This window comes from Leptospira gomenensis (assembly GCF_004770155.1).
GTDB lineage: Bacteria > Spirochaetota > Leptospiria > Leptospirales > Leptospiraceae > Leptospira > Leptospira gomenensis.
In genome coordinates this window covers 27,391-40,488 of sequence record NZ_RQFA01000061.1, presented here as the reverse complement: position 1 = coordinate 40,488, position 13,098 = coordinate 27,391, and the positions used below count along the sequence as shown (strand labels likewise).

Annotated in this window: 9 protein-coding genes; 2 read left to right on the top strand and 7 right to left on the bottom strand. The window is 47.2% G+C overall.

Going from position 1 to position 13,098, the window contains the following annotated elements; genetic code table 11:
- Positions 1-68: 68 nt before the first annotated feature.
- The 3 genes from lipL48 to EHQ17_RS12965 all read right to left on the bottom strand — a co-directional run bounded on the left by lipL48 (position 69) and on the right by EHQ17_RS12965 (position 3,961).
- On the bottom strand, positions 69-1,460 hold the full coding sequence (gene lipL48, locus EHQ17_RS12975) for an oxidative stress response protein LipL48 (RefSeq protein ID WP_135592008.1): 1,392 nt from the start codon (positions 1,458-1,460) through the stop codon (positions 69-71).
- Positions 1,461-1,622: 162 nt separating this feature from the next.
- A complete protein-coding gene (locus tag EHQ17_RS12970) occupies positions 1,623-1,946 on the bottom strand; it encodes an LIMLP_04285 family protein (RefSeq protein WP_167881106.1) in 324 nt (107 codons plus the stop codon).
- Positions 1,947-2,242: 296 nt separating this feature from the next.
- The gene (locus EHQ17_RS12965; RefSeq protein WP_135592006.1) at positions 2,243-3,961 is read right to left on the bottom strand and encodes a putative bifunctional diguanylate cyclase/phosphodiesterase; all 1,719 of its coding nucleotides are present in this window, start codon (positions 3,959-3,961) and stop codon (positions 2,243-2,245) included.
- 611 nt (positions 3,962-4,572) lie between these two features.
- Between EHQ17_RS12965 and EHQ17_RS12960 the strand changes: the two genes are divergently transcribed.
- Complete coding sequence (locus EHQ17_RS12960) at positions 4,573-5,682, top strand: alkane 1-monooxygenase (RefSeq protein WP_135592004.1); 1,110 nt, start codon at positions 4,573-4,575, stop codon at positions 5,680-5,682.
- A gap of 79 nt (positions 5,683-5,761) precedes the next feature.
- Here EHQ17_RS12960 and EHQ17_RS12955 read toward each other — a convergent pair whose 3' ends face one another.
- Positions 5,762-7,003 (bottom strand): hypothetical protein, encoded by a 1,242-nt coding sequence (locus EHQ17_RS12955; protein WP_135592002.1) that lies wholly within the window; start codon positions 7,001-7,003, stop codon positions 5,762-5,764.
- A 192-nt stretch (positions 7,004-7,195) separates the two neighbouring features.
- The gene (locus EHQ17_RS12950; RefSeq protein WP_135592000.1) at positions 7,196-8,329 is read right to left on the bottom strand and encodes a hypothetical protein; all 1,134 of its coding nucleotides are present in this window, start codon (positions 8,327-8,329) and stop codon (positions 7,196-7,198) included.
- Between the two features lie 710 nt (positions 8,330-9,039).
- On the opposite strand from EHQ17_RS12950, the gene EHQ17_RS12945 reads away from it, so the two are divergent.
- Positions 9,040-10,053: a hypothetical protein gene (locus EHQ17_RS12945; RefSeq protein ID WP_135591998.1), complete on the top strand. Its 1,014-nt coding sequence runs from the start codon at positions 9,040-9,042 to the stop codon at positions 10,051-10,053.
- Positions 10,054-10,176: 123 nt separating this feature from the next.
- Here EHQ17_RS12945 and EHQ17_RS12940 read toward each other — a convergent pair whose 3' ends face one another.
- Positions 10,177-10,539, bottom strand: coding sequence for a DUF4180 domain-containing protein (locus EHQ17_RS12940; RefSeq protein WP_135591996.1), 363 nt, complete (start codon positions 10,537-10,539; stop codon positions 10,177-10,179).
- The gene (gene pepN / locus EHQ17_RS12935) at positions 10,536-13,061 is read right to left on the bottom strand and encodes an aminopeptidase N (RefSeq protein ID WP_135592266.1); all 2,526 of its coding nucleotides are present in this window, start codon (positions 13,059-13,061) and stop codon (positions 10,536-10,538) included. The genes EHQ17_RS12940 and pepN overlap by 4 nt, the downstream gene beginning before the upstream one ends.
- Between the last annotated feature and the right edge of the window lie 37 nt (positions 13,062-13,098).

Here is a 13,098-nt window from a genome sequence, read left to right as displayed (position 1 = left end):
CTTTGATTTCGGCATAAAAACGTAAAACGGGGATTCTCCGATCTGAAGAATCCCTCTCTGTATTCTTTTTACTTAGCTCTATAAACGGTCCAACCGAAGGTCCAGTTGTCTCCGGCGATCATTCCGCCGTAGGTGGTATTGTCGGTGAAGAACGTGTCTCCTGCTTGTGCGGTAAGCGCGGAACCAGCAGCGTTCGCGGCCTCTGCGGCGGGTTGATAATCCGGCTTAGTTGCAAACGAACAATCGTCCGAATCTCCCGAACCCAAGGAGGTCACAGGAACCGCGGTCAAACCGTCAGCGGGCGGATTACAAGCTCCACCGGTGGTGTCGTTGTTCGGTTTAGCTGCTTCCACTAAAACGTTCGTAAACGTCGGATCGGTCGGTTGACCGCCGCCTCCGTTCAGAAGACAGTCGATGTTGCCGGCTTGAAAACCGTAGATCGCGCCGTTGCTAAACGTTCCCTGAAGTCCTTCTCTAAATCTCGCGCCGTAACCTGCTGTTACGTTGTGTCCGATCAAAGTGAAGTTGGAGAGTCTTACGTTAGTTCCCGGCTTCGCAGTCGCCGAAGCGGTGCCACCGCTGTGTGAACCGTCCATTTCGAAACCGTGAGGATCGGTGGAAGGAGTTCCTCCGCAAGTGGTCGGGTATTTCTGAGCGATCAGAAACTGAACTTTTCCTGTGTATCCTTCGTCGAGATCGAAGTCGTCGTCTTGTCCGCCGGTCATCAAAAGATATTTACCGGTCCAAGCTCCTCCCCAAGATTCGATTCCGTCGTCGAGATGTCTGTGCACTTGAACGTAGTTCAAAGTTGTACCGCTACCGACCACGTAGAGGGAGAGTCCGTTCAATTCGTCTCCGGCAGAAACTTCGTTACCGGCGAATTCGATGATGGTATGAGTCAGACTTCCGGAAGATCCGTTGTCGTTCGCGCCGCTATTGTATTGCAGACCGGTTCCACCTTCCGTGTTTTGCGCAGCGGCTCTTGTGCCCACGCCGTCGCCGATCACTAAGATTCCTCCCCAGTCTCCTGGAGCCCGATTGCCCGCGGTTTTCGAAGACGTAAAACAAACCGGAGCGGCCGCGTCACCTAACGTAACGATGGCGGCACCCTGTTCGATGATCAACGCGGATCCTGCGGTTCCGAAAACCACCGCACCTCTTTCGAAGATGATGGTGGCTCCGGCTTTCACTCTAACGATTCCGCTCAACGAGCTGGATGAGAAAGCGGGAAGAGTTTGGTTGGAAGTGATATCTCCGGTAAGAACGGTGTTCCCGCCTTGGATAAGGGTACCGTCGCAGATTCCGGATCCAGCGTCCGGATTCGATCCGCCCGCTAAAAGAGCGATGGCGAATAACGCGGTGTTGTCTTTGGAATCCTCCTTACATGCGGTAAATGAGGAGAGTAATAAAGCTACGCTTAACAAAAGAAGCGATACTTTTTTAGGGAAAGTCGATTTCATTTCTTATGACTCCTTGAAAATAAACCTTTTTACGGTCGGCATAAAATTAAACGAACGCGGTTACGCGAGAGTTACAAACCGATATAATTCCCGTAACGTTGAACGTTTTCGGATCGGATATGGTCTTAGCGGGTTTCATCGTAGCGTAACCGTAGTTTGTCCTTAGGGTAGTGCGAAAAAAAGAATCAGAAGTCCGGTTAATGTTCCCCACGCGAAGTAACGATCTGTCTTGGTTTCTTCTTTCGATTGTTCTTCGTCTTTGGTCCACTTGACTTCCTTTTTCTCCACGGAAACCGCGTCCTTTTTAAAGCCGCGTTTGGTTCCGTCCTCGTATTCAACGATGATACCCTGTTCGTTTTCGGAAGTTTTCACGTTTTCGATCACCTCTTTGGTTTTCGTATTCGTGACGGTATCCGCGAAAACGCCGCCGAATGCGGGAGTTAAACAAAGAATCAGAACGAGTATAGAATATTGTTTTGTAATCATTTTGTAACGGGTTTCCTTTCTGGATGGCTACCCAATCTCATTTCGAGGAACGGTTACAAGATTAAAATCGTCCCGAATGTTACAAACGTGTTAAAGTTGGAAGTCGGTTCCGGATAAAATTCCATCTTTTTACACGTGCGGGAAGGGGAATCACGATACGGAAGACGACTGTGTCGTATTAATAATAGAATTATAAAAATAGAATATTACAAAACGGTTGCAGATTCGACCGTTTTGAACGGACGTCGAACGGGCACGATCCCAACCACAACAAAGGATCGGCCCGAAAAAGGAGGTCAGAAAACGGTCAGTTTATCGACGGCAAGTTTGTCGGGGGATCGGAGGTTGCGGGCGAAATCCTCCAAAAGTTCGATCGGGAGGGGTTTGGAAAAAAGATAACCCTGTCCGCTTTCGCAACCCTCAAGCGCCAAAATTTCCTTTTGTCGCTCGGATTCGATTCCTTCCGCGATCGTCTTTAAGTTGAGACTTTCCGCTAAGGCAAGGATCGTTTTGATGATCGAGTCGTTTGCGGGATCCTCGTTTAATCCTTTTACGAAGGATTGATCTATTTTGAGAGTGTGGATAGGATATTGACTTAAGGAGCTGAGGGAGGAATACCCCGTTCCGAAATCGTCCAAGGAAAGTGTGATACCCGATTGATGTAGGGAATGTAAAACCTCCAAGGTTGAAATCGGATCGCCCGCTAAAGCGCTTTCGGTGATTTCAAGTTCCAGCTCCTCCGGACGAGTATTCGTTTCTTCTAATATATTTAGGACGGATTCGGTAAGAAATTTTTTTCTAAACTGAATCGCGGAAAGATTGACCGACACTCGAAAACCGGGGAGTCCCTTACGTTTCCAATTCTGCAAATCGGTGCATGCCTTTCTAAGGACCAGTTCTCCTAATTCTACGATTAAGCCGGTTTCTTCGGCCATGGGAATAAACTGAAGAGGAGAGACGATTCCCGATTGAGGATGATTCCATCGGACCAACGCTTCCATTCCGTCTAACGCGCCGGTTTTAAGATTCACCTTCGGTTGATATACTACAGAAAATTGATCCTTCGCGATCGCGTCTCTCAATTCCTTTTCCAGGGTCAATTTTTCCTTGATACGGTCGTTGAGTTCCGGAGTAAAAAAGGAATACTGAGTTCCCTGGGTGAGGCTTCCGTTCAAGGCCGCTTCCGCTTTCCATAAAAGTTGTTCGGATGCGGTACCGTCTTCCGGATAACGTGCGATACCAGCGTTGATGCCGACGTAAAGTTCGTTTCCCGCAATCGGAAGCGCTTCCTTAAAACCTTCCAAGATATCGATCACAGTTTTTTCGCAACCAAAGTCGTTGCCCGTTTCGGAGGAGAAGAGGAGCGAAAATTCTCCTTCTCCCGATCTCGCCAAAACGATCGCGTCGTTGCCGAGTTCGCCGATACGTTTTCCGATAAACCGAAGAAAAATATCGGAGGCGTGGTTTCCGAAAGTGTTTTTGATTTCCTTCCATCTCTGGATTCCCACCGATACTACGAACAGCCTTCCTTCCGAACCTGAGATCTTTTTGATTTCAGAATAGATGGTTTCCACGAAGTAATCCCGATTGGGAAGACTTGTCAAAGGATCGTAGTTGGAGAGATAATTTATGACCTCGTCCAGTTTACGGACCGTCAGCGCGGTTCCCGCCATCAGAGTTCCCGCTTCGTCCGTATAATTCGTGGGTAAGTTGGGAAGCACTTTTTCGCTCAGATATTTTTTGAGACAATGGGAAGTAAGGGTGATCGGAGTCAGTAGTTTATGAAGCGCGAATAACGTAGCTCCGGTTCCGCCTAACGTTGCGATTAGGGCAACGACCAGGGTTTGAACGATCATACGGACGTCGAAACCGGTCTGAACTACGTAGTAGGTGAGAAGCGCGATCAGCGGGACGTGCGTTCCGAGAAAGGCGACTAACAGGATTTTGGCGGTGTAACTTTTGAGTGGTTTGATTTTGGAAAGGGTTTCGTAGAGCCCAAGATTTTGATCGGTCATTCTTCTGTTTCCTATCGTTGTTTCGGACCGGGTCCGGGTTTTCAATTGCGGAGTTTACGCTTTTCGGGTCCAAAACGAAACCCGACAGGAGCATTCCTTAGGGAATACACTTCTACCGTTTTCGATCCGCCGCGGTTGTATAGGAAAATTATCCAAAACGATCGATTTTTGAAAATTTAAGCCGCACCGAGGCGTTTTGATTTAGACGTTCGCAAAGACTTTGAGAGGAATAAGCCCTGTTTTGCGGCAGTTGCGGGCTCGGTTTTTCAAAAAAAATACTTGCCTCCTGATTTATTTTTATATATAACAACTGTTGTTCGAAAAAGAATGGATCGATTGAACCTACGAATTCCCATTCCACCGCACCTCCTTTGTGGGATCGTCTACCGGATTCTTGTCGGGAAAAGCTGGCTGGCATTGTGGTGCGTGGAGTTTCGAAGGGACTTTGCGGATCGGAGGATTTGTTCGGAAACGAAAAAAAACGTTTCCGAGACCGGGTCTGCTCGATTTCGATTTTCGAGAAATGTTTGCGGAAGGCGGAACGACCGACGGCGATTCTGCAAAAAATAAATCGTGTGAATTTGAAAATAAAAGAGGGAGAGGAGAAGTGTATGAACAATGGAAAACGTTATTCGTTCATCGTATGTTTTTTGGTGCCCGCATTCGCGGTGTTAGGTTATTATCTGGGTGGGGTTTATAATTTTCTTACCTTTGCGGTCGTATTCGGTCTTTTACCCGTTCTTGACGTTGCGATCGGTTCCGATTCTTCCAATCCTTCCGAAGAGGAAGTGCCCGCTCTGCAGAACGAATTTTATTTCCGTTTTTTGACCTATGTGTGGGCTTGGGTGCAATTTTTCCTCGTCCTTTGGGCCTTGTTTGTCATTCAATCGGGAACGTTGTCCGTTTGGGAATGGTTCGGTTTCGTTCTTTCGATCGGAATCAACACGGGAGGAATCGGAATCACGGTCGCACACGAGCTCGGTCACAAAAACAAAAAGATAGAACAGTGGTATTCCAAATTCATCCTTATGACCGTCTGTTATATGCACTTTTTTATCGAACACAATCGGGGACATCACGTGAACGTTTCCACACACGAGGATCCGGCCACTTCAAGACAAGGAGAATCCTTTTACGGTTTTTATCCTAGAACCGTTTTCGGTTCCTTCGTGTCCGCTTGGAAGCTGGAAAAAAAACGTCTCCTTAAAGCGGGTAAATCGGTTTGGTCTTTGGAAAACGAAACGATTCAAGCGATCGTTTTTCCTGTGTTTTTTATCGTTACGGTTACGTTCTGTTTTTGGATGTATTCCGGAAGATTTTCCTGGGAAATCCCCGCGTTCTTTTTTATTCAGAGTTGGATCGCATTTTCCCTTTTGGAGTTGGTGAACTACATCGAACACTACGGTTTAAAACGAAAGGAAATCGCACCGGGAAAATTCGAAAAGGTTCTTCCGATTCATTCTTGGAACCAGAACTTCGCCGTAAGCAACGCGTTTTTGTTCCATCTACAACGACATTCCGATCATCACGCGAACGCGGGGAGACGTTATTCGGCGTTGCGTCACTTCGAGGAAAGTCCACAACTTCCCTTCGGATACGAGGTGATGATTCTGATCGCTCTCGTCCCTCCTCTTTGGTTTAGAATTATGGACGGACGTTTGGAGGAATGGAAGCGGAAGTATTACGCTTCTTCTGCGATGGAAAACGCACTCATACGTTGAACCAATCCCGCTTCGATCGAAGCGGGATGTGAATCGAAGACCGAAACGATCCTTCGGTCTTCGATCTTTTGTTTCGAAATTAATTTCCGTTTTGGGAATTCTTCTTCGACACGTTCAAGTTCAAACCAAAGGGGACCTTGTTTTGATCCACGTTGAAATATACGTTGGAAGGTTGAAAAAGACCCAAATCGCTCCGTGTCGTATCGATCGCATTCGAAAGATCCATATTTACGGAGATGTCCAAATCTTTCCAGGAATAGGTCTGAGTGTTCTCGTTCGTAACTCCTTTGACGCTGACGTTTATCGGTGCGTCGAACGGAATCAATACAACCCAAGGAAAAAGATAAACGGGAATACGCGCATTCGGAAGATACATCTGTCGATACAAGGATAGTATCAATCGTTCTTCCTGGTCCGTGAGTGTGCGGCTGCTTCTGAATATGGAATCGAAGTTTCCGATCGTATGATTGAACTTCACTTCCAGACTTACCGGAGACGAGAGTAGGTCCCGTCGTACGAATAATACGGTGACTTGCGGAGTATCGGTAGAGTAGGTTATACTTCCTCCTCCGGGGATCGGATCTGTTCTCGGAGGTAAAACCGGGTAAAGGTTCGATACGTTGTGATTCGGAATTTCAGACCACTGCGGATATTTATACAAAGGTTTTCTGAGTGTGTGATATTCTCCGTTCGCGAATTCTGCGTGCGAATAAAATGCGTTGTCGTAGACGATTCCGGATTCTTGCAGGTTGACCGAGATCACGTCGAGTTCGAAAACGTCTCGCGTCGGAACGTGTTGTTCGGACGGAATCCAGTTGGGACTTACGGAACTTCCTTTGAGCAGAACGTTATCCGATGATTCCAAAGATCTGTAGGGATAGGAGGGAAGGATTTCCCAATAATCCCACTCCTCGGTTTCGTTCGTCGAACCTGTGTTAGACGATTGTGGAAGGAAATCGAAGGCGCGAATGTCGATTCCCGCGAAATAAATCCCTTCCAAAAGTTCGTTCGACAATGCGGGGCTTGTGCTCGAAGAAGAATGAATCATCTGTGAGTTCGACGCGGTATTTTGATCGCGCAAAAGAACGTTGAGGCGCGGGGTATTTTGGGTTCGAAACAAGTCGATCGCGGTCGCGGATTGCGCGAGTAGACCGAGTTTTTCCGAAAAGGCTTTGTCTTTGTCGTTTCCGCAATGTAGAAAGGCGGAAGCTAACAAAAGAAAAATCGATACGTTCTTTGCAGAAGTTATCAGTCCGTTTAAAACCGACGACCGCCGGAACGTTTTAGGAATCTTGCCATCACTTCTATTTGTAGTTTTCATTCTTATATCTCCTGTTTCTTTATCTCCGGATTTCTTTTTTCTACGCGTTCGATCCCGATCCGTCGCCAGTTTTCTTCGCGTGTTCCGATTTTGTTCCTCCTAACTTATAGTTCGTGTTCTGCTTACTCCGATTCTTTCCGAAAAAAAGAAACGCGATCCGTTTGAAAACGATCTCCCGGATCGAAAGAAAACTTATTTTGAAACGATTTCGAGTTTCAATCCGAGAGGAACGTTTTGTCCGTCCGAGGCAAATCGAATTTTAGGAACACTCAGATCCGTTTCCGCGGGATTGGTATCCAACGCGTTGCTCAAATCAAACTTGACGAGAATTTCCGCATCCTTTGCCGAGTAGATCTTATTTGCGGTGTCGGATTCTCCGTCCTGCGTGATTTTCCAAGGTCCTTCGTACGGAATTACGAGCAAGTTGTCATAACTTCTTCTTGTGGTTCCCTGTTGAACTAGGGAAAGGAGGAATTCGCTTTCCTCCGTCGTCAAAGTTCTGCTCGAATATTTGATGGAAGATATCAAACTCCCATCGACCGGCGACACAGTGTAATTCGTCGTTACGACCACCGGAGTCGTCACGATATCTTTGCGGACGAAAAGCACGTTAGCCGTATTCGCTATGGGGCTAGAAGGCACTCCCGGGAACTCCGGAATACAAGTGTGCTTCGGAATTTTGCTCCATTCGGGATATTTATAAAGTATATTCGTTTCGCTGGTTCCCCCATCGATTCCCGCCGGATAATCGTGAATTCCGTAAAACGCGTCGTCGTAAACGATTCCAACTCGATCCATATTGATTTCAAAGGCGTCGATTTCGAAATCGGTAGTGATTTTCTGTCGATACATTGGCGGGTACCAATCCGGATTGATCTGATCTCCGACCTTTAAGACGTTGTATCTTCCTGCGGTATAGCCGCTGGGAGCGATTACCCAATAACTCCAATCCGGTCCGACAAAGCCGCTCATTCCGTTATGGATTTGATCGGTTTCACCGGGGCGATAGTCGTAGGCGACAACTTCCAATTCTCCGAAATAAATTCCCTGCAACAACGAGTTGGAAACTAATTGGCCGGTATGAGGGTTTATCAACGAGGACGCGTTAGACGCACCGATTCCCGACGAAAGGTTGGAATCGATGATACGAGTTTTTAGATTCGAACCTCCTACGAGGCTCATCCACGTTAAAAGATCGGTAAGTTCCTTAGATTCCTTTTTGTTCGTTCTACAATCGATCGTCGCTAATATCACGATCAAGGAAACGAGGCCTAAGCCCAACGTTCGAGCGTAAATACGGCAACCTTCTTTAATCTGTTGTTTCATACTTTCCTCCGTCTGGTTTTTCCTATTTGTTACGGTTTTCGGAAACGAGCCGTGCCACTTTTTTTTTATTCTTTATTTCCGATATACGGGGACTTGTTTCCCGCAGACTCGTAGGGTTTGTTTCGGAATCGCACGAGTCGATATCCGACGCGCACGAAAAAACGCTCCCGCGATGAACTTGGAATTTCCCCGGCGCTTGTCGAAATCGTTTAACGAATCCGTAAATCCCGCTTTCGTTTTTCCGGATTACCGAACGAGTTTTAGAAATAAATTTAAAACGACAGGCAAACGTCGATATTTCCGCGAGGAACGGCGATCCGCAGTGGTTGGAAATTTATTGCCGAATTGTTTTTCGCTTATCACTTTATAAGTAAGTTTTGCGCGTTCCGGGACGAATCCGAAAAAGATTTGCACATTACGTTATTCTGTTGCATCATCTGCGATCATTTCTTTCGGGATCGGATTTTCTTCTCCGGAAAATTTGATCTCCGATTTCGAAATGAGATCGACGGGCTTGTTTTATACGGGTTCGATTCAGACTCGGCTTAGGGGATGGACAACACTGGATCGAACCCGTATCTTTTCATACGGAGATATATTAGTATTTCATAATTCTTGGACGATTTGCGGCGATCACGGTAGAGGATAAAGGTCGCCGTATCGATACGCAAAATACATAAAAAATAGGATTTGAGTGGGGAGGTTTTAGAATGAGGAAGGGTTATCGTTATTGGTCGGCGACGTTTGCGATCGTCGTATTGTCTGTTTTTTTCGGGATTTCCTATGCGAACGCGCAGGGTTTGAACCTTCAGGGTTTGGCGGGCGGGGCGGATTATCCCGTGGAAAACGTGGACTACTTCTTACAGGACGTAGGAACCGCTTCTATCGGTTCTAGTCAGTACGGATGCCATTCCCAAGGAGTGAAGTTCGACGGGAATTATTTTTATTCCTCTTGTATGGATACGAACGGTAACGATACGGCCTATCTTTTCGTTCACGATAAATACGGAAGATTGATCCGTCGATTTAACGCCGGTTCTTCGTACGATCATCCGAGCGGAATTTTTCTGTACAACGGCTGGGCTTACGTGGGTTTCACAAGCAACGGGATCGATATGGAATCCAAGTTGTACCGATTTAACGGAGCGGGCACGGTGGAATATCAGGGATTTTTCGATCATTCCGTGGGTTTCGTGGGACAATCCATTCCCTATCCGAATCAATCTACGCTCGTAGCCAAAAGCAGGTATTACTCCTACGATCAATACTATGAAAGACAATGCAATTATACGGACGGAAGTTGCGGAAGTTATCTGGATATAACCACCGGAAACAACATCAACAGCGCGGGGCGCGACGGGGTTCAGGATTGCGACGTATATTTTAAAGGCGGAGGTTGGTACAAGGCGTGTATCCTTTTTTCGGCGAATCCGAACGTTATACGCGTTTGGAAGGGCAATCAGTCCAAGTTGGGACCGGATAACTCTTTGACGACTTATACGATGACCTATCAACCGGGACATTCGGGAGGATTTTCCTTTTATACCGATCCCAACGGTAAAAAATGGATCGTAACCACTCCGGCTCCCGATACCAACCGCAGGTATTGCGGAGGTTGTTCTCTTGTGGGCGGAAACAACTGCGCCTGCACCGATAAGAACAATCGTCAAAGGATCCGATTCTATTCTTTCGACCGATTCAACTGGCCGTCGGGACCAAACTGAGGTTTTAGATACGAGAGTCGAGCCGCCTATTCGTGATTAGGCGGTATCGGTTCGTATCAGAAAATTTGAATGTCGCGTTAACAAGCGAAAAGAAAAACAAAACCGGTTTCGGGAGATCCTCGTTTAGGATAAAACTAGGTGGTCGAGGGCTTCCGATCTGGTTTCCGCAAAGCGGATCTTTTTACCGCGGTTGCACTCGTAGATAAAATCCCGCAAACTTTTACTTTCATAACCCGAAAAATCGCCTACGATCGCAAGGCGGATTCCGTAGTTCTCGTATTTCTGTAGTATTTCCCCCGCAAGACGCGTTTTTAGGTCGAAGAAGTCCGTAGAAAAATGACGTGCCGACGCGAGTATTGCCCGTACGTCGTTCCCCCAACAATCCCCCAAAAGGTCGAGTGCGTCCTGAACCGATTTGATTTCCTCGTTTTCCGACGTGAGTTCCAGAACGGAAATCTCGTTTTGCCGAATGATCTCGAACTTCATTGTTTGGAAAGTATCTTGACGGTACGCTCCAAATCGTCCCTGTGTTGTTTTAAATCCTTCTTTAACAAGGGGGGGATGTCCTTCCGTTCCTTTAAGAAACGGTTCGTTTTTTCCACCAGTGCGGAGTTCGGTTCCAATCCAGGAAATAAGATATTTCCGAAAGCGGACGAAAAGTGGGAATCCCTGTTTTTATAAACGTCGATCACGACTTTGAAGTATCGCTCCTCGTATTCCTTCAGAATCTCTTCCTGATGATCCCAATAAAATCCGCGCATTCCGTAACGAAGCGTATCCGTGGAACGTTCCGTTTTCGGATCGGTGAATTCCTTCCAAGCGTTTTCCTTGGCCGTACGATCCGGGAACGCGATTTTTGCTCCGTACGCTTTTTTTGCCCCGAGATCGGAATCGTCCTTCTTTTGTTCGAGTTCGATCAGACGTAATACGTCCTTGTCACCGAACGCGGAAAGTCTCGTAAGTATGCTCCATCGTCTTTCTTGATCGATTTTTAATCCCGGTATTTCCGTCCTTCCTTCCAGAAGATCCTTTAGATACGTTAGTTGTTCTTCGGTTCGCGAAGTTCCTTCCAACATTCGATACCAGACTATTTTTTCCTCCTCTTTGGTGGAGGGATTCAACAATCCGTCCTTCGCGAGTCGGTTGAGTTTTCCGGTCCATTCGTACCGATTCTCTTTTTTGAGATAACTCGCCGCGATGGATGTCGCTTTGGTGAGAATATGACTGCTCCTAACGGAAAGATCCTCTTCGTAAATTCCCTGCGCGAACACGAGTTCCAAAAAGTCTTTGGGCGGAATTTCCGCGTCACGCGTCATCTGCCACAGGGAACCCCAAAGGATCCTCCTTGCGAAACGATCCGTGAGTTTGTTTAAGGAAGTTTTTAGAATCCGGATCGAATCCGAAGGAAGATAGGTTTTGGCGTACGCGTGATCGTTGGTGTTGAGCACGACTATCTCTTCCCCTCCGGATTTGCGTTTGTAAGGAAGTAAGGTTTCCTTTCCTTTTACGACGACACGATCCTTCCAAACGGGAGAAAAGGAATTTCCGGACAATGAAAAGATCGTCACTTCCAAAGCGTGCGTCCGGTACAATCCGTTTTTTTCCGAGGGAAGTTGACGGATCAATAAGTGATCCTCCTTCCATTCCGGGAGAAGGGTGTTGACCCCGGTCGTATCAAGCCATTCCTTGCTCCAGCCGCGTATGTCGATGCCGGAGGTTTCGGACATCGTATCCAGAAAGTCGTTCTGCACGGTGTTCGAATTCGCGTATTTTTGAAAGTATTTCCGCATCGCGTTGCGGAAGGAATCCTCTCCGATATAATACATAAGCTGACGTAACACGGAGGCTCCTTTGGAATAGGAGATCCCGTCGAAGTTGCTGATGGCGTCTAACGTGTTTTCGGCGCTTCCCGCGATAGGATGGGTCGTGGAAAGTTGGTCTTCGCGATAGGCCCATTCTTCGCGGACGTAAAAGTGTTCGAGCGCGTCCGGAAACAGTTTGCCCTGAGACATCGCGTAATAGGAAAGATAATCCGCGAAACTTTCGTTGAGCCAGAGATCGTTCCACCATTTCATAGTGACCAAATTTCCGAACCACATATGCACCATCTCGTGATAGATCGTGTTCGCCCTTCCCAGATATTCCGAATAGATCCGAGGACTGCGGAAGATATAATGTTCCGAAAACGTGACGGCTCCCACGTTCTCCATCGCTCCCATGTTGAATTCCGGAACGAAAATCTGGTCGTATTTTCCGTACGGATACGGAACGCCGAAATAGGATTCCAAAAAGGAAAAGGATTCCTTCGTGATCGCGAAAATATTGTCCGCGTCCATAAACTTGGCGAGTGATTTTCTGCAAAGGATCCGAAGGGGAATTTCCTTGTGTCTGTTCTCCCAGACCTCGTACGGCCCGGCGATCAACGCGAAAAGATACGTCGAGAAAAGCGCCGTTTTCTGGAATTTGATCGCGACCTTATCGTCCTCGGTCTTTTCGGTTACGGCTAACGTGTTGTGGACGTATTTCCATTCCTTGGGACCGGACAAGGACAATTCGTACGTAGCCTTCAGATCCGGTTGGTCGAAACAGGGAAACAGGCGGTGCGCTTCGAACGGTTCGAAATCCGTATGAAGGTATTCCGATCCGTCGGAAGGATCCTTGAACTGGTGGAATCCCGAACCGCTGTGATTGTAGTCGTTGACGTATCGGATTCGGATTTCGTTTTTACCGGGTTGTAGGGATTCTCCGGGAAGATCGAGACTGGAATCGGTTTTTACGTAATCGGAAAATTCCTTTCCGTTTAACAAAAACACTTCGATCTTCTTCGTCACGAAATCGATCTTTAGTTTCGCTTTGCCTTTTCCGGTATAAAAAAAAAGGATCTTTGTTTCTCCCCGATACGCGGAGGAACCGGCGTTCAATTCGAGATGAATCGAATAACTGACCTGATTGACCAGTCCGGCCCGTTCGAGGGCTTCGATCTGCGTGAGTACGTTGGGAGCGTCCATTCTATTTTCTCCAGTCATGGTTTCGATCGTCGAGGAA